The sequence below is a fragment of the Nitrosopumilaceae archaeon genome (assembly GCA_035631875.1).
Lineage (GTDB): Archaea > Thermoproteota > Nitrososphaeria > Nitrososphaerales > Nitrosopumilaceae > TA-20.
Genome location: DASQHX010000010.1, coordinates 87,322 through 103,554 on the forward strand (window position 1 = coordinate 87,322; position 16,233 = coordinate 103,554).

Here is a 16,233-nt window from a genome sequence, read left to right on the forward strand (position 1 = left end):
TTTAATCAATCATCAAAGACCAAAAATAGAAAAACATGTTAAAATTTAGATTTATGATTTTTTACTTCACGCAATATGATAAATGGTGTTTTTTGTGATTCTTGTGGTAGAATTAATTCTGTATTATTAGCAAAAGTTTCCATATCATCATAAACTCCATTTAACTCCATATCCTTTTCTAAAGCTTGTAAATAATTTTCACTCCATTTCCAGTCACTATTAGGATTACATGAATATACTATCCAATGGTATTTTTCATCGATCAGCCGTATGTCAAACGGGTATGCTCTACAATCAAATGGTCTATTTTCATAAACTGAACACATTTTTTTGGATTCGTCCCAAAAAACACAAACATTTGAATTATTTTTTTTCTTAACAGCTAGTACTTTTTTATTTTTAATTGTGACTTCCTGAAGATACTCACTTCCAGATTTTCCAATGGATTTTAATCCACTTAAATCATGTGAAAATACTAATGGTACTGAAGAATTTGTACAACATCCCTGGTGTTGGCAACTGCTACATAGTTTAGTAAAACTAATCATGTTTTATTTCATTATCTCCTACAGTCAATTTTTGTCCACCGCTATTCAATCTATTTCTTAGCAAGTAAATGCCGAGAAATGCTAAACTTACAGAAATAATGCTAGCCATAGTTATGCTTTCATGTAAAAATACTCCTGAAAAAACAACTCCAAAAGCTGAATTTATAGAATAAATGAGAATTGTTCTTACGGCTCCTATCAGTTTTAATCCTGTAATGAAAAGAGCTGTAGACATACCTATGCTAACTATACCTATAATTGCAATAGCTGGCATGTGTGTAATATCAATTTTAAATGGAATCTGAAAGCCTAGAATCAAACACAAAGCAAATAATCCAGCTAAAAATGAAGCCAACTGAGTTATTCTTTGTGAACCCAACCTACTACTAATATGATGTGATATGTTAATATCGAGTGCCCAAAATAATCCTGCTAAGAGAAGTAAGACATCTCCGAAAACTATTTTTGTCATAGATATTCCATTGCTGTAGAAATCATAGCCAATTGGTAAAACTACCATTCCAATTATTATCATTGCAAAGGGAATTCGTTCCATTTTTTGAAGTTTTTCACGGAAAATTATAATAGCTATCAAAATTGAAAACATTATTTCACCATTATTAAGAACTGATGCATTTAATGCAGTAGAGTCACGTAGTCCAAAAAAATATGTAATTAATGCGGAACTTTCAGCTATTCCAATTAATGTTAAGAAAAGTAAATCTTTTTTTCTAATTTTTTTAATTGAACCATTTTTTCTAGTAAATGGGGAAAAAAACAATCCGTTGATGATAAAAATAAAGAAAGATACCGTAATAGGGTTTAATTCAGTAGTTATCTGGTCATTTGGTACCAACAACGCTTTTGAAAGAATCTGGCGTAATGCCTCTAATGTTGCTGCGATAATTACAACCAAATATCCTAGCGTGCTAGGAGATGAAAGTTTGACTTTTCTTATATCATACCTTATTCCCATATTTGGAAATCACGCTAGAGGTTAATATTCTTAAACCAAATCCCATTCACGTAATGTGTCAAAAAATGTCATTTCTTCATGGTTTTTGAGGATTTTACATCGATAAGAAACAAAAAATATCTACAAGACATACGACCTAAAACTGCGGATTAAACACACCGGAATCTTGGAAAGGTGTATGTGATTTTCTAACACTTACAGCTTGTTATATCAAAAACAAATCCTTTTGATTTTAAATTGAGTAAAACCATTTCAAGACGTAGTCATATTGGTGTAATTGGCCTTATCATAAGTATCACGGCAGTAATATCGATTTTTGCATATTTTTTTCTCTATTCTAATACGAACATCGGGTTTATTGGAAATAATATGATATCAAATAATAATGATTTGACAAATCATTCAACTGATGGTAACAATTCCACATTAAATTTAGACGGCAATACATCATCTATCTTAGTAGCAGTATGGATTGGGTTGATGATCTTAGGAAGTTATCTGCTTTTTCATATTCACTTTAAGGTTTTATCAAAGGAGTAACGGTTTTGTTCATAGCTTTAGAATGTAAAGATAGTAAACATCAAGAGTGTTTAACCATTCCATGTGATTGTCATTGTCATAAACTACATATGGTTTATGAGAGAATGATAAACTAATTTGCATTAATATAGTTGATGCAATTTTAAACTGTAAAATAATCTAATTTATGGAAATTTTAGTGTGGATTTTTCTAGTTCTAAAATTGGAACGTATAATGACATACCGTCATTACCAATTTTATCGACAAAGCTAAATTCTCCAGATAATCTCTTTAACTCTATGAATTTTTTATTTGGTTTCTCTTTTGTGGCCATATAGTGAACTGTACTAGCGCCTACGCCTGCTGTTTGAAGAAATAAGATATCTTGATTATTGTATTCGATATGATAGAGTAGTGGAATGGCTCCCAAGACGGATTGCGAGGAATAAAGTATTACCTTTAAAAGGTCTTCATAGGTTTTGTATTTTAGATAGGTTATAGACTCTCCTTGTGACATATTTTGAAGTGATTTTAAGGTGACATATTAATCCTAAGCACTGGTCAAATTTTTTAAAACACACATCAAATTATGCGCCACTCAAAACAAAATGTACACCTCTAGTAGACTAAATTTAGCTTAAAACCAGCTTTTATGCCCAAGTATTACATAATTACCAGTAATTCTATATGGCAAGAATTGACTGTATAATGGTGTCATTAAAAAGAAAAAATTCTATAAAAAAATCAATTATAATAAACAATGTAAATCACATGTCAAAATCAGAGTCTGAAAAAATAAATGCTGACAGTCAACTTCAAAGCAGTATTAATAAAAAAATTGCTAGAACAAGGCGACAACGTGGATATAATTGGGAAGATACGTTGGTAAAACGATTCAATGCGACTCATGGTTGGAAGGCATTTAGACTTGGTTCGCCAAGTGTGGCATTACCAGATATCTTGGCAGTAAGTACTGGTGAAAACACCATTTTTACCATAGAAGCAAAATCTGGAACTGGAACGACACTTCCTGTTCCATATGATCAAATCATACGATGCTTAAAATGGATTAATACATTTGAGCTTTATAAAACAAGAAAAATGATTCTTGCATTCAAGTTTCTTTCCAAAAAAAGAATAGGAACTGGAAAATACGAACGTCGGCAACTTAGAGAGTTTTACAAAGTATGGGATGAATTAAATCCTATAACAGATTGTGTTTGCACATATGATGGAAAAACATATGCACTCATAAATGGAAAAAGGCAGAAGCTTGAACTTGAAAACTATCAAATGCCATTTAAATCAAAACATTTGATATACCAATAGTATCGAATACTTCTTTAATGACTATTTACTTCATTTAAGATAATGAGCTTTGAGAACTTTGTTGATGAAAGAAGTCTAATAAGTCATGATGCATTTGGCAATAAGGAGATTAAGCTTAAACTACTAGAAGTAGAAGACGACACACCAGATCATGTATGGAGGTTTGGAGTAAGAGTTAAAGTAAAAAAAATTCTCATCACTATAAAACACATTCAAACTCAACAGATTGAAGAAGGTGAATTTGATCTAAACGCAATTGAAAAAGAAATGAAAGAAAAAAGACACTATAGTTCAACAAACAGATGGATACAAACAACAGATGTGAAAAATGGTTACATACTTAACACAAGACATTCACCTTTACTTAGCGATGCAGTGGCACTAGATTACATCGTAATCTAATCAGATAACACATGCAATAATGGATTTAATCTTGAGGACTTCCAAATATGATTTTTAATACTTGGTTTTAATCTACCTTCAAACAAAACAAAATTAATTCTTTGAATCTTCTTTTTATTTTTTAAAATCAATCTTTTTAATATTGGAATATTGTTTATTGTTGTACTCAAACCTAATTTTCGTAGGTAAGAATCAAGCACTGTCAAATACTCTGTTCCTCTTTTAGGCACAATAAATGGAATTGTTAAATATGATGTGTTTTTAGCTTGTTTCAAAACAAGAACTTTATTGTTAGATTTTATTATGAGGCCAACACATTTTAACACAAATTTGCCTTTTGACATACTAAAAAACCAATCAAAAACATCATCATCTACAGTTATTACTTTCCTGAAAGGCTCTATTAGCGAACCAATTTGAAAATACCTGCCAGAATGATATATCAGTGGTTTTTTTGTTTTATCATATGAAATTGCGACAGCTTTGCCTACAACCATGGTATGATCACCTAATTTTTTCATTGTAACTAATTTACATTCAACATTAATTATACAACCTGCAATCATTGGAGATTTTATTTTTCTTGAAGGTAAGAATTCAAAAGCCTCTTTGACTTTCAATTTATCAATTTCTTTTCTAGAGTAACCACCTGCAATGTTTACTGCCATAGTTTGCCCCTCAGAGGAAACATTTATTCCGAATTCCTTTGTTTTTTTAATATTTTTAAAGGTTGCAGAATTTTCATGGATAAAGACTGCCATGAGCATTGGCTTGTATGAAATCTGCATTGTCCATTCTGCAGCCATGATATTTTGTCCATAGGGACCAAAAGAAGTAATCAGACTAATTCCTGTTGTAAAATATCGTTGTGCCTTTTCTGTTATTCTTCTGTTCAATTTTATTAATTCACAGTTGTTCTGTTATTAGTTGTTTGTTTACAGAAACCTTTATGAAAGTAGGATTGAAGAGTGCAGACATGATAAGTCAAGAAATAACGGTTAATGGAAAAAAATTCCGTTTAACCATGACTGATCAATTATTAATGGATGTAAGGCGCCTAAAGGCATTATACAATGCAGCCTATGAAGATCCAGAAAGCTTTGAGGAAGTAAGCTCTGCAATATCAAACACAATAAATCAGATTGCTACCGCGGTGGAACCGCCAGTATCTGACAGTGATTTAGATGGCATGATACAGTCCATAATGAAGGCAGTAGATGAAAAAGCGAAAGAGACAGATGAAGCAAAAACAAAACATGCTGAAGATACAGCTAGATCTGCAAAAAAAGCAGCAAAACATGTACCTAAAACTACCAGAAAATCAAAAAAGTAATAATTTGTTGAGTTATAAATCAGGAAAATGTTCCCCGTATGGGTTATATCATCTAAAAACCATTAATTAATTATGCAAACGCATTGTGAATGTGGTATTTGTGGACATGTTTCTGAAAGTGAATGCATCATAAAAGAATGCAAATGTTGTCTTAATTTTCATACAAGATCAGGACCTAAAAAGTAACTTTATTTTCTTTTTACACTATTCTGTTATGTTAGTAATAAAACAATCATTTTGTTGTGATTTATTTAGAAATTAATAAATGCCATAAAGATGACAAAATGCCTTGCTCTAGATTTAAATAAGTACTATCTACAGTTTCCATATTGCAATCCGGAGCTTTGCAAAAATGTATTGAGCCTACATGCGGTTTAGAGTATCCTATTTCTAATATTAGAATAGAATGTGATCGTGGTCACTTATTAGATATAAAATACAAAGACACACCACCTACTTCACTTAAAGAGGTATTTTATAAGAGAAGAAATCATGCCAATGATATTTTTAATGAAAGTGGTGTTTGGCGATTCAGAGAACTGTTAAACTTTTGTCAAATAGATACTGAAAATTTTGAAGAATATTCAAAATACCTTGTTTCGTTGGATGGCGCTGAAGGAAGATTATCAAAACCATACCACATGTCAAAGGTTTCGGATTATGTTGGACTCCAAAATCTACTGCTTCAACCAGAGGGATACAATCCCAGTGGATCGTTCAAAGATAACGGGATGTCTACTGCAGTTACCCATGCCAAACTTGTTAACATAAACAAAATTATCTGTGCCTCTACAGGTAACACCTCTGCATCTGCTGCAATGTATGCAGCAAATGAGAATATTGAATGTGATGTATATATTCCGGCAGGAGAGGTAGCACCTGGAAAGCTAAGCCAAGCATTTCAATTCGGAGCTCAAGTGATTGAGATAAAAGGAAATTTTGATGATGCACTTTCTGCCTCGCTAAAAAAGGCAAGCGAGGTTGGAGGATATACAGTAAATTCCGTCAACCCGTTTCGAATAGAAGGGCAAAAAACCATCGTATTTAGAGCATTAGAACAACTAGATTGGAATCCTCCTGACTGGATTGTATATCCAGGAGGTGCTCTAGGAAACACATCAAGCTGTGGCAAAAGTCTCATGGAACTCTATGAGTGGGGCTGGATAAAAAAAATTCCACGAATTGCAGTAATTAATTCTGAAGGTGCAAATACATTATATGCACTTTATAATGGAAAATTCGAGGATGCAAATCTGCGTTGGAATAAAGGAAAACCAGATGTTGAGATAATTAAAAGATATTACACATACATGGATAAAAATGGAATAAGGCCAAAAACAAAAGCTACTGCAATTCAAATTGCAAAACCAGCTAACATTCTCAAAGGTTTGCGAGCGCTTGAATATACAAACGGTACTGTAACTCAAGTCTCAGATCAAGAAATGATGGATGGAATGGCATTAGTTGGTTTGAATGGATTTGATTGTGAAATGGCGTCAGGTGCGGTTCCGGCAGGTGTTAAAAAATTAATAGGTGAAGAAATTATTAAAAAAGACGATGTTGTAGTTGGAATACTAACAGGCCGGCAGAAAGATGCCAGTATTTCTGTAGATTATCACAAGAACCCTCAAAACAGGTTTGCAAATCCGCCACGAACTTAAGTTTCCTTTTCTATCTTGATCCTATTTGCTTGATTATTTACTACTTCTTCTACAATCATTTTAATTGAATCAATCTCAATTTTATCTCCTACTTTGGGGATGTCCTTTAGTTTATCATGCAAAAGACCACTAAGTGTAGAATAATCATCACCTTGAGGTATATCAGATTTTAATATCTCGTTTACAATATCAATTTCAACATCGCCACTTGCAAGCATAGTATTTTTGTCTAGGATTTTAAAATTCAATTCAATCTTGTCGGTTTCATCCATTATCTCTCCTACGATTTCTTCTAAGAGATCTTCTAATGTTACACATCCTTCAACGCCTCCAAATTCGTCTACCACTATGGCCATGTGAGTTTGTTTTCCTTGCATTTCTCTCAATAATTTACTAGTTTTTTGTTCTTGAGATACAAAAATTGGCTTTCTTGAAATAGATTCAAGGTTTATCATTTTATCTTCCTTTTCAAGATGTTTTAATAAATCTCTAACATGTAATATGCCAACAATTTGATCAGTGGTTTCCTTGTATACTGGAATTCTAGAGAATCCACTTTTGCTAATCACAGGAAGAGCATCAAATAACAACATCGCTGATGGCAACATGAACATTTTTGTTCTAGGAGTCATCACTGAATGGATTACAGTATCATCAAACTTTAACGCTCCATGTACAAGTTCTTTTTCATGTTTTTTCAATACCTTGTCCTCAAGACCTTGTTCTATAACACTGTAAATCTCTTGTTCTGTTATAGGTGGAGGGTGGTGTGAGCTTCCTGCAATCTGTAGCATCCCTCTTGTGATTTTTTCAAAAAGAATAACAAATGGATAAAATACATAGCTGAAAACCAAAATTATACCGCTGACTTTAAGTGAAATTTTTGTAGCGTTTGCAAAACAGTATGATTTTGGGGTTATTTCTCCAAAGACAAGGAGTATAAACGTCATAATTCCAATCGCTATGGCTAGACCATTACTGCCAAACAAACCTAAAGATATCTGAGTTGCCAATGCAGAAGAACCCACATTAGTTAAAGCATTTCCCAAGTTTATTGCTGCAAGCATTCTGCTGGGATTCGATTTTAATTTATATAATGATGAGGAACCTTTTGTTTTTTCTTTTACAAGCTGATTGACCTTTGCTTTACTGACTCCTACTAATGCAACTTCAGAACCACTAAAGAATCCTGAAAAACAAACAAGGATTGCGAGAAAAACTATATCTAAAATTAAATTTTGATTCATGATGAGTTATTACCATCTAGTGCATACGATGTTGCAATCAAGTTAGAATCATATTTTCTAAAATACGAATATATCATAATATTTGTAGACAAATTGTTGTATGTATTATACTAGTTCTCGACTCTTTTATAAGTTCACGTAAATCGCTACAATATAGTGAATGTCAAAAACTGATGCGGCAAGTTCGCCAATGATCAATTTTTCTCATTTCATTGAAAAATGTTCTTCGAGGATCTTTTTCTTTTCTTCCATGTGAAACAGCTCTTCAGTATGTTTGAATGCGTCATTTTTATTTCGTTTGAATAACATTGCTTGCATCAAAAGATGGTTTTCAGGTACCACTATTCCTGTTTGATCATCAGAATAAGTGATTTTTATAATATCATCTTGAACTTCTAACATATCTGCATGTATGTGGATCATATTAGTGTCTTTGAAACTGAATTTTGTGGTTTCAGCAAAATCTCTAATATTTTTTGTCCCTTTAGCAGTATACAAAATAGCAACACCATATTCATTTTTGAAAAGATCTAAAATTTCAGATGATGATGGAGCTGTTTCGTTAAATCTAACATCCATAGAATGTACATGCATCTGTCGTGTTGGCACTTTGAATGCACGTATAAACAATGGAGTATCTTTACCCATGTAGCTTTTCACATCATCATTATGATGTGGTTTACGTGTCCATTCAATCGAATCTTTTACTTCGGTTGTAGAATCTTCCAAATCTGCCCATCTACGTATGAGTGTTGCATCAAATCTTTTTATTTTCTTTCCATATTTTTCTTTGAGAGGTTGTAATATTCTTCCCATCCCTGTAACGTTACAACTTCCTTGCATAACGTATTTTTTATCAAATGCCTCAACATAATTTGCTCTAGAATTAAATATCACATCAGCAACTGCATTCTCGCCTGTAATTTTTTCCCCACCTTGGAAAATAGCTCTAACATTTTTTGGTTCATATAGATTTTTTTTATTGATATAACCATTTCCACCAGGAGCTGCGTCTATTATCAAATCACATTTTTCTAACGCATCTTCGATTGTACCAGATATCTTAAAATTTTTAAATTGTTCTAGTTTATTTTTTGGAACATAAACTCCAAATCCTCTTGAAATGGCGTCTCTAACTTTATCGTCTGGCGAGTATTTTCCAATCCCTATTAACTCAACATCTGAATCTCCCGCAATAAATTGAGTAATTCTACTTCCTATGGAACCATAACCGTTAACAAAAACCTTTTTCATAATTTTTTTACTATGGTGCCCACTTATTTAGATAACCCTAACAAGAACTAAATATCGCAAAAAACTTTCTTAGATTATTGAAGATTCATGGCCCATCTGTTGGAGTAGGTATAGCTATTACAGGCATAACAGTATTTGTCATATTTATAATAATGGGATCAGGATTTGTCAATTCTGCGGATACAACAAAAACTCAAAGTAATGATAACGGAAAATTTCAGATGAGCCTACTCTCAGACAATACGTCACCTATACTTGGATCAAAAGATGCACCTATTACAATGGTGGAGTTTGGGGATTACCAATGTTTTTACTGTAATCAATTCTATCATACTACAGAACCAGATATTGTGAAAAATTATGTAAATACAGGCAAAGTAAAACTTGTTTTCAAAGATTTGACAATAATTGGTCAGGATTCAATAAATGCTGCTCATGCTGCACATTGTGCTCAGGAGAAAGGAAAGTTCTGGGAATATCATGATATGTTGTACAATAATTGGGCGGGGGAAAATACAGGGTGGGCCTCTTCAAAAAACCTACTGGCATTTGCTACCCAAGTCAATATTACAGCATCTGACTTTAATGCCTGTATGACTGACGCCAGATATATTTCCGTAGTACAAGGTAGCGTATCAGATGCACATACACTAGGATTAACAGGTACCCCTGATTTTTTCATCATAGGGCCTGATAATTCTATAACTAAAATTGTTGGTGCTCAGCCATATGCTGCATTTGATGATATTTTCAAGTCAAAACTCAAAATATAGTACAATTTTTGCATCTGATCTACAAAAGTGAATAAAAATTATGATTTAGAGGATCAAATTTAACCCTCAAAATCCTTATATTTGTAAGGTCGAAGGTGTAGCTATTGACCGTAGGAATTGATGATATTGCTCTCTATATTCCAAGACTGTTTGTAGATGCAAGAGATTTTGCAAAAGCACGAGGAATGGACCCAGACAAGCTCCAGCGCGGGCTAGGCATATCTAAAATGGCCATGGTGGACACAAACCAGGACCCTGCATGCATGGCGGCAAATGCTTGTTTAAGAATAATGGAGAGAGGCAAGCTGGCTCCAAAGGATGTCGGTAGGCTGTATGTTGCCACAGAATCATCATTAGATGAATCAAAGGCAATGAATTCATACGTTATTGGCATGCTTGAACAAATCTATGGTGATGATTCTTTTGGCCATTGTGGCGGAATAGAATGCAAATTTGCATGTGTAAGCGGTTCTTATGCGTTGTATGATAATTCTAATTGGATAAGAGCAGGAGAATCTGGAGGAAAATCTGCAATTGTTGTTGTTTCCGATATAGCAAAATACGACCTTGGTTCAAGCGGTGAATACACACAGGGTGCAGGAGCAATTGCCATGCTTGTTAATGATAATCCTAGAATCATGCAATTTGATCCTAAAGTTACATCCACATCAATTAAAAATGAATACGATTTCTATAGACCATTTGGAAAGGAAACACCAATAGTACATGGACAGTATTCGAATCTGCTTTATATGATCCAGGTAAAGAAAGCCTTGATGTCATACAAAGAAAAGGCGCTATCAACAGGATTAATGAAACTAAAAGATGGAGAGACTATTTTGGATTATATTGACTTTCTTAACATGCATTTGCCATATAGTAACATGGGAAAGAAAGCGTTATCATATCTCATAAGACATGAATGGAGAAAACTACCGCGCTGGAAAAAAATAATTGAAAAAATGGGCATGGAAGAACCAATTCCAAAAGATCCGCGAGGCACTATTGAATCAGTATTGGCAGATTCTGAATTTATGGCAAAAGATCACGAGTTTACTAAAAAATTTGCCAAAACAGAAGAATTCCAAGACGTATATGAACAAAAACTTGCTAGTTCACTTATTGCATCACAGATGATTGGTAATCTTTACACTGCATCACTTTATCTTGGATTTAGAAGTTGTTTAGAGTTCGAATTCCAAAAAGGCACAGATCTTGAAGGAAAGCGAGTCGGATTTGGCTCATACGGTAGTGGAAGTAGTGCTATGGTGTTTAGTGGAGTGATTTTGCCAACGTATAAAGAAATTGTAAAAGATATGAATTTGGAATCAGAGATGGGAAATAGAATAAAGCTTTCATTAGAGGAATATGAGGAAATTCATGAAAACAAACGTGGACCAAACGAAAATCTTTTGGATAGTAAAAAAGAATTTGTCTTAGTCGATGTAGAAAGTAGCCCAGAAATAAAAGGACAGCGTAAATACGTATACAAAGAATAATACAAAGTAGAATCCTGAAAATAACCAAAAAGGATATAAAATCAAACATACAAAAATCATCTATGCAAGAACGTTCAATGCCAATTTGTTTTACAACTGATCAGTACAAAAAGATCGAAGAGATTGCAAAACGAAGAGGAATGCTAGACACAAGTCAACTTATTGAAGAAGTATTAAGTGAAGTTTAAAACTACAATATCTTCTTTTTTCATTTTATATTAAAACATAAAATTACAATATTGTTTCATTATCCTTTTTCCATGCGGGATATACTATGCACAAAAATTTCAAATCCTCAGAACCAACATTTTCAATATGTTGTTTTGAGCCTGGTGAGACAAAAATTGCATCTCCTGCTTCTACACTATTTGACTCGTCATCGATGTGTAACATGCCTCTTCCTTCCAATATGTAATACACTTCTGATGTTTTCATTATGTGAGACAGTGTAGATTTTCCGTGAGGTAAATTAACATATGCTAAACTATATCGAATTCTATTTACTACGTGTTGAGGATTAAGTAGGTCATAAATTATCGCACCTTCATTTCCAGTAATTTTTTCAGAGTTTTTCTGATTTTTTATTATCATAAATTTATTCTAAATTGTAAAATTAACCAGATATAGGTTTATCAGATGATTAAATACATTTTTGCATTAATATTGAAATTTTATTCCTAATGTTTTTTTAACCGATTCTCATAACAAATTTATGGGAATCTTAAATCGTAAGCCTTCCTTTTGTGCTGTTTGTAAACAAAGTATTACACATAAACACAAACCAAAAAGAGAATGGGATGTGGAAGGACCATTATGCGGAGATTGTTACATTGGTCAAATGCAAAAATATTATGATCTTAGCGTTAAACAAAAATGTGTTATATGCGGTATAGAAAAAAATATCCCAGATTTATGGGAACCAAAATATTCATGGGAGATGAAAGGATTACTCTGTAAAACTTGTTTTGATAAAAAAGATACAGAATACAATAAATCAAAGACATTTTGTGGCAATTGTGGCAAAAAACTGGGAGTCATACGATACAATCCAAAACGACAATGGCCACTGCAAGGTCAATTATGTAGGGAATGCTGGGATACTCAAAAGGCAAAGCTAGGTTAAGATGCATCTTTTTAAAAAATTCAAATGTGAAAAATGTCAAAAAAAATTCAAACAATCTGAAGAGTTAATGCAACATGAACAAGTAGTTCATGGAAAAGATATTCCGTATGAATGTAAGGAATGTCGTCAATCATTTACAAGTATGGAGCAGATGAGAACACATCTACAAAGAAATCATTCTTACAGTGGAAAAAGAGATGTCTAGAGAGCTTTTACTGTTTTTACAATCGGTGGACGTAGTTTGTTAAAAACACGAAATCCACAAATACATTTTATTTCAGGCAACCTGCTTAATTCAGATTGGCTAACTTGTGTACCGCATCTTAAGCATGAATAAACTACACTAAAACTTGCTTGTTGTTGTGGTTTTGATTCTGCTTCTTCAACAATTGGAGTTTCTTCAGTTGCCATACATTTTTATCAAATTATCTGTAATTTTAAGGTTTAACAGAATTATTTTAGTGTGAGTTCAATGTAGACATCATTTGGAATTTTTATCCTCATTAATTGTCTAATTGCTCTGTCATCAGCTGTAAGATCTATTACACGTCTATGTATCCGCATTTCCCATTTCTCATAAGTATTGGTGCCTTGGCCGCATGGAGATTTACGGGTTACAACGTTTAATCTTTTTACTGGCAATGGTGTTGGTCCTTTTACTTTGACACCTGTTTTTTCACCAATTCCTTTGATTTCAGTACACACGCCATCAAGTCTGGGCAAACTGGTGCTTGTTAATTTGATTCGGGCCAGTTGTGTCAATCAGACCACTATTTGGTGAATTTTTCAGTAATTTCTTTTACAACGCCAGCTGCAATTGTTGCACCCATATCTCTGAGTGCAAACCTTCCTAATTCAGGAAAGTCTTGGAAGGTTTCAATTGGTATTGGCCTGACTGGTCTGATTCTCACTATTGCAGAATCACCTGCTTTTAGAAACTTTGGATCTTTTTCTTCTTCTGCACCTGTTTGTGGATTAATTTTTGATTCAAATGCAACGATAGTTGCTGCAACTTGAGCTGTATGTGCATGCATAACTGGTGTATATCCAGGCGCAAGTGCTGTTGGATGATGAATTACAATGATTTGAGCTCTGAATTCTTTTGCAACATTTGGTGGACTATCTGGGGTTCCAATTACATCTCCTCTTTTGATATCTTTCTTTTCAATACCTCGGAGGTTAAAACCAATGTTGTCACCTGCTTCTGCAGATTCCATTTGAGTGTGATGAGTTTCAATTGTTTTAATTTCTCCTAGTGCTCCTGATGGCATGACGATAATCTTCATACCTGCTTTAGCAACACCAGTTTCAACACGACCTACTGGAACTGTACCTACACCGGTAATGGTATAAACGTCTTGGATTGGAATTCTTAATGATTTGCCAATTGGTTTTTCTGGTAATTTGAAATCATCAAAGGTTTCAAGAAGAGTCTTTCCTGTCCACCATTTCATGTTATCTGATTTTTTTACAAGGTTATCTCCCTTCCATCCTGATACTGGTACAACTGGAACATTTTCTAATTTATAGCCTACAGACTTGATCAATTTTTCTGCCTTTTCTTTTGCTACTTTGAATGCTTGTTCAGAATAATTACTATCATCCATCTTGTTAATTGCTACAATTAATTGACCCACACCTAGAGTTCTCAAAAGGAAAGCGTGTTCTCTTGCTTGGCCTCCTGGGGCAATTGCAGTATCGGTTTCACCTTCCTTTGCTGACAGTACTAGAATAGCACAATCTGCTTCAGAAGCACCAGTAATCATGTTTTTAATAAAGTCTCTATGTCCAGGCGCATCAATTAATGTAAAGAAGTATTTTGGGGTTTCAAATTTTTGAAAAGCTAAATCGATTGTAATACCTCTCTCTCTTTCGTCCTTGATATTGTCCATGACCCATGCATACTTGAAGGTATCACCCTTTCCAGTCTTTTCAGATTCTGCAGCATGTGAAGCAATGGTTCGCTCATCAATTAGACCAAGGTCCATTAACATATGTCCCATGGTTGTTGACTTGCCGTTATCAATGTGACCTGTAACTATCATGTTCAAGTGTGGTTTTTTACTTGCACTCATAACGAACCCTTCTAGGCATGGGCTTTATTACCATTTCGATTTTTTCGGTTTCTTTTCAATAAATTTTGAATAATTTACTGATCGTACCTTTTTGAATTATTATTTTTCACATACTATAAATCAAAGTGATTTCTGACTAGGATTATTGAAAATCACTGTTACAGTAATCAAAGCTGATGTTGGTGGAATAGGTGGACATACAAGACCAAGTGATGGATTACTAAATGCAGTAAAAAATATCGTAAAACCCCAAGTAAGAAATGATGGAAAAGGACTCTTAATTGATCATTACATCGGATATTGTGGTGATGACATACACATTGTTATGACTCATACAAAAGGAGTTGACAATAGAGAGATTCATCAATTAGCTTGGAAAGCATTTGAGGCTGCAACCCAAGTTGCAAAAAATGAAGGACTGTATGGCGCAGGTCAAGATCTTCTAAAAGATTCTTTTTCTGGAAATGTAAAAGGCATGGGACCGGGCGTTGCAGAAATGCAATTTGAGGAAAGACCAAATGAGGCTTTTACAATTTATGCTGCAGATAAGACAGAGCCTGGCGCATTTAATTATCCATTTTATAGAATGTTTGTAGATACTCTAAGTAACACAGGTTTAATCGTAAACCAAAATCTTGCAAGAGGTGTTAGGATAACTGTTATGGATGTTGAAAAAGGAAAGACTGCCCAGTTGAACATGTGGGAAGACAAACCTACACTTGAGGCAGCTTTAATGTATCCTGGAAGATACGTGGTATCAGCAGTACATACTAAAGATAACCTTCCTATTCTTTCAGCATCAACAGATAGGCTACACAACATTGCAGGAAAATATGTTGGAAAAGATGATCCTATTTGTATTGTAAGAACGCAAAAAGACTTTCCTGCAACTGAAGAAGCAGGTGCCGCATTTAGTAATCCTCACTATGTAGCTGGCAATACCAGAGGCAGTCATCACATGCCATTAATGCCAGTTAAACTAAATTCATCAGCAAGCATCAATTATGCAATACCAATTGTCAGCAGTCTTGTTTTTAGCATGCACAACGGCAAACTAGTAGGACCTATTGACGGATTTGGAACAGCAGATTGGGATTACATCAGAACTATCGCGGTAAAACGAGCAATAGCAATGCGAAGTCAGGGCTTTGTCCATCCTGCTACACTGGTTCCTTCAGAATTAGAATATGCTGAAGGATACAGAGCTAGAATGAGTATACTTTGGAGCAGAATGAGACCAATACCATCAGGTAATGCTTCAAAACAATTTCAAAAAACAAATCAACCACAACACCCAAAGCAAACCCATCCACAACAAAATAAACCAAATCAATTAAAACCACTGCAACACAAGCCAACTCATCCGCAGCACAAACCACAGCATAAACCAGATCAACCAAAACCTGCTCAAACAAAAGAACCTCCAAAATCAAAACCAACAGAAAAACCAAAAACTGAAAAACAGACAAAATAATAATTCAGTTTGTAAATAA

Annotated in this window: 21 protein-coding genes; 11 read left to right on the top strand and 10 right to left on the bottom strand. The window is 33.9% G+C overall.

Features of this window, described 5'->3' with window-relative positions; translation table 11 throughout:
* Positions 1-38 precede the first annotated feature (38 nt).
* Both VEU72_05425 and VEU72_05430 read right to left on the bottom strand, forming a co-directional pair.
* The gene (locus VEU72_05425; protein HYL66574.1) at positions 39-548 is read right to left on the bottom strand and encodes a YkgJ family cysteine cluster protein; all 510 of its coding nucleotides are present in this window, start codon (positions 546-548) and stop codon (positions 39-41) included.
* The gene (locus VEU72_05430) at positions 541-1,524 is read right to left on the bottom strand and encodes a DMT family transporter (GenBank protein ID HYL66575.1); all 984 of its coding nucleotides are present in this window, start codon (positions 1,522-1,524) and stop codon (positions 541-543) included. Before VEU72_05430 ends, VEU72_05425 begins: the two co-directional genes overlap by 8 nt.
* 237 nt (positions 1,525-1,761) lie before the next feature.
* Here VEU72_05430 and VEU72_05435 point away from each other — a divergent pair, with 237 nt between their 5' ends.
* On the top strand, positions 1,762-2,064 hold the full coding sequence (locus VEU72_05435; GenBank protein HYL66576.1) for a hypothetical protein: 303 nt from the start codon (positions 1,762-1,764) through the stop codon (positions 2,062-2,064).
* Between the two features lie 164 nt (positions 2,065-2,228).
* Here VEU72_05435 and VEU72_05440 read toward each other — a convergent pair whose 3' ends face one another.
* On the bottom strand, positions 2,229-2,561 hold the full coding sequence (locus tag VEU72_05440; protein ID HYL66577.1) for a hypothetical protein: 333 nt from the start codon (positions 2,559-2,561) through the stop codon (positions 2,229-2,231).
* Positions 2,562-2,815: 254 nt separating this feature from the next.
* On the opposite strand from VEU72_05440, the gene VEU72_05445 reads away from it, so the two are divergent.
* Both VEU72_05445 and VEU72_05450 read left to right on the top strand, forming a co-directional pair.
* Positions 2,816-3,373 carry a resolvase gene (locus VEU72_05445; protein ID HYL66578.1) on the top strand — a complete coding sequence of 186 codons (558 nt, stop codon included), beginning with the start codon at positions 2,816-2,818 and terminating at the stop codon, positions 3,371-3,373.
* 42 nt (positions 3,374-3,415) lie between these two features.
* The gene (locus VEU72_05450) at positions 3,416-3,775 is read left to right on the top strand and encodes a hypothetical protein (protein ID HYL66579.1); all 360 of its coding nucleotides are present in this window, start codon (positions 3,416-3,418) and stop codon (positions 3,773-3,775) included.
* On the opposite strand, the gene VEU72_05455 is transcribed toward VEU72_05450, so the two are convergent.
* A complete protein-coding gene (locus VEU72_05455; protein ID HYL66580.1) occupies positions 3,772-4,671 on the bottom strand; it encodes a flavin reductase family protein in 900 nt (299 codons plus the stop codon). The genes VEU72_05450 and VEU72_05455 overlap by 4 nt on opposite strands.
* 80 nt (positions 4,672-4,751) lie before the next feature.
* Between VEU72_05455 and VEU72_05460 the strand changes: the two genes are divergently transcribed.
* Together VEU72_05460 and VEU72_05465 are read left to right on the top strand one after the other, a co-directional pair.
* On the top strand, positions 4,752-5,108 hold the full coding sequence (locus tag VEU72_05460; GenBank protein HYL66581.1) for a hypothetical protein: 357 nt from the start codon (positions 4,752-4,754) through the stop codon (positions 5,106-5,108).
* A gap of 329 nt (positions 5,109-5,437) precedes the next feature.
* Positions 5,438-6,769, top strand: a complete 1,332-nt coding sequence (locus tag VEU72_05465; GenBank protein ID HYL66582.1) for a threonine synthase — start codon at positions 5,438-5,440, stop codon at positions 6,767-6,769.
* Here VEU72_05465 and VEU72_05470 read toward each other — a convergent pair.
* Both VEU72_05470 and VEU72_05475 read right to left on the bottom strand, forming a co-directional pair.
* Positions 6,766-8,016: a hemolysin family protein gene (locus VEU72_05470; protein HYL66583.1), complete on the bottom strand. Its 1,251-nt coding sequence runs from the start codon at positions 8,014-8,016 to the stop codon at positions 6,766-6,768. The two genes, VEU72_05465 and VEU72_05470, sit on opposite strands and share 4 nt — an antisense overlap.
* 204 nt (positions 8,017-8,220) lie before the next feature.
* Entirely contained in the window at positions 8,221-9,270 is a 1,050-nt protein-coding gene (locus VEU72_05475; GenBank protein HYL66584.1) for a type II glyceraldehyde-3-phosphate dehydrogenase, read from the bottom strand.
* A gap of 77 nt (positions 9,271-9,347) precedes the next feature.
* Here VEU72_05475 and VEU72_05480 point away from each other — a divergent pair, with 77 nt between their 5' ends.
* From VEU72_05480 to VEU72_05490, 3 genes are all read left to right on the top strand, one after another.
* On the top strand, positions 9,348-10,043 hold the full coding sequence (locus VEU72_05480) for a thioredoxin domain-containing protein (GenBank protein HYL66585.1): 696 nt from the start codon (positions 9,348-9,350) through the stop codon (positions 10,041-10,043).
* A gap of 104 nt (positions 10,044-10,147) precedes the next feature.
* Positions 10,148-11,542, top strand: coding sequence for a hydroxymethylglutaryl-CoA synthase (locus VEU72_05485; GenBank protein ID HYL66586.1), 1,395 nt, complete (start codon positions 10,148-10,150; stop codon positions 11,540-11,542).
* A gap of 62 nt (positions 11,543-11,604) precedes the next feature.
* Positions 11,605-11,730, top strand: a complete 126-nt coding sequence (locus VEU72_05490) for a hypothetical protein (GenBank protein HYL66587.1) — start codon at positions 11,605-11,607, stop codon at positions 11,728-11,730.
* A gap of 43 nt (positions 11,731-11,773) precedes the next feature.
* Here the strand turns inward: VEU72_05490 and VEU72_05495 are convergent, their stop codons facing one another.
* Positions 11,774-12,133, bottom strand: a complete 360-nt coding sequence (locus VEU72_05495; GenBank protein ID HYL66588.1) for a cupin domain-containing protein — start codon at positions 12,131-12,133, stop codon at positions 11,774-11,776.
* Positions 12,134-12,254: 121 nt separating this feature from the next.
* On the opposite strand from VEU72_05495, the gene VEU72_05500 reads away from it, so the two are divergent.
* Both VEU72_05500 and VEU72_05505 read left to right on the top strand, forming a co-directional pair.
* Positions 12,255-12,665 (top strand): hypothetical protein, encoded by a 411-nt coding sequence (locus VEU72_05500; protein HYL66589.1) that lies wholly within the window; start codon positions 12,255-12,257, stop codon positions 12,663-12,665.
* A 67-nt stretch (positions 12,666-12,732) separates the two neighbouring features.
* Complete coding sequence (locus tag VEU72_05505; GenBank protein HYL66590.1) at positions 12,733-12,870, top strand: hypothetical protein; 138 nt, start codon at positions 12,733-12,735, stop codon at positions 12,868-12,870.
* Here the strand turns inward: VEU72_05505 and VEU72_05510 are convergent.
* Genes VEU72_05510 through tuf form a run of 3 tightly spaced genes read right to left on the bottom strand, consistent with a single transcriptional unit; the run spans position 12,867 to position 14,740 of the window.
* Positions 12,867-13,076: an RNA polymerase Rbp10 gene (locus VEU72_05510; GenBank protein ID HYL66591.1), complete on the bottom strand. Its 210-nt coding sequence runs from the start codon at positions 13,074-13,076 to the stop codon at positions 12,867-12,869. The two genes, VEU72_05505 and VEU72_05510, sit on opposite strands and share 4 nt — an antisense overlap.
* 42 nt (positions 13,077-13,118) lie before the next feature.
* On the bottom strand, positions 13,119-13,427 hold the full coding sequence (rpsJ, locus tag VEU72_05515; GenBank protein ID HYL66592.1) for a 30S ribosomal protein S10: 309 nt from the start codon (positions 13,425-13,427) through the stop codon (positions 13,119-13,121).
* 8 nt (positions 13,428-13,435) lie between these two features.
* Entirely contained in the window at positions 13,436-14,740 is a 1,305-nt protein-coding gene (gene tuf, locus VEU72_05520) for a translation elongation factor EF-1 subunit alpha (GenBank protein ID HYL66593.1), read from the bottom strand.
* Between the two features lie 145 nt (positions 14,741-14,885).
* Here tuf and fbp point away from each other — a divergent pair, with 145 nt between their 5' ends.
* Positions 14,886-16,214 carry a fructose-1,6-bisphosphate aldolase/phosphatase gene (fbp, locus tag VEU72_05525; protein ID HYL66594.1) on the top strand — a complete coding sequence of 443 codons (1,329 nt, stop codon included), beginning with the start codon at positions 14,886-14,888 and terminating at the stop codon, positions 16,212-16,214.
* Positions 16,215-16,233 lie beyond the last annotated feature (19 nt).

What these genes read in the sequence shown, in the direction of transcription:
- tuf (HYL66593.1), bottom strand. Translation starts at nt 14,740, where the DNA reads ATGAGTGCAAGTAAAAAACCACACTTGAACATGATAGTTACAGGTCAC.
- VEU72_05440 (HYL66577.1), bottom strand. Translation starts at nt 2,561, where the DNA reads ATGTCACAAGGAGAGTCTATAACCTATCTAAAATACAAAACCTATGAA.
- VEU72_05445 (HYL66578.1), top strand. Translation starts at nt 2,816, where the DNA reads ATGTCAAAATCAGAGTCTGAAAAAATAAATGCTGACAGTCAACTTCAA.
- VEU72_05450 (HYL66579.1), top strand. Translation starts at nt 3,416, where the DNA reads ATGAGCTTTGAGAACTTTGTTGATGAAAGAAGTCTAATAAGTCATGAT.
- VEU72_05425 (HYL66574.1), bottom strand. Translation starts at nt 548, where the DNA reads ATGATTAGTTTTACTAAACTATGTAGCAGTTGCCAACACCAGGGATGT.
- VEU72_05430 (HYL66575.1), bottom strand. Translation starts at nt 1,524, where the DNA reads ATGGGAATAAGGTATGATATAAGAAAAGTCAAACTTTCATCTCCTAGC.
- VEU72_05475 (HYL66584.1), bottom strand. Translation starts at nt 9,270, where the DNA reads ATGAAAAAGGTTTTTGTTAACGGTTATGGTTCCATAGGAAGTAGAATT.
- VEU72_05490 (HYL66587.1), top strand. Translation starts at nt 11,605, where the DNA reads ATGCAAGAACGTTCAATGCCAATTTGTTTTACAACTGATCAGTACAAA.
- VEU72_05505 (HYL66590.1), top strand. Translation starts at nt 12,733, where the DNA reads ATGCAACATGAACAAGTAGTTCATGGAAAAGATATTCCGTATGAATGT.
- VEU72_05460 (HYL66581.1), top strand. Translation starts at nt 4,752, where the DNA reads ATGATAAGTCAAGAAATAACGGTTAATGGAAAAAAATTCCGTTTAACC.
- VEU72_05470 (HYL66583.1), bottom strand. Translation starts at nt 8,016, where the DNA reads ATGAATCAAAATTTAATTTTAGATATAGTTTTTCTCGCAATCCTTGTT.
- VEU72_05495 (HYL66588.1), bottom strand. Translation starts at nt 12,133, where the DNA reads ATGATAATAAAAAATCAGAAAAACTCTGAAAAAATTACTGGAAATGAA.
- VEU72_05510 (HYL66591.1), bottom strand. Translation starts at nt 13,076, where the DNA reads ATGGCAACTGAAGAAACTCCAATTGTTGAAGAAGCAGAATCAAAACCA.
- VEU72_05500 (HYL66589.1), top strand. Translation starts at nt 12,255, where the DNA reads ATGGGAATCTTAAATCGTAAGCCTTCCTTTTGTGCTGTTTGTAAACAA.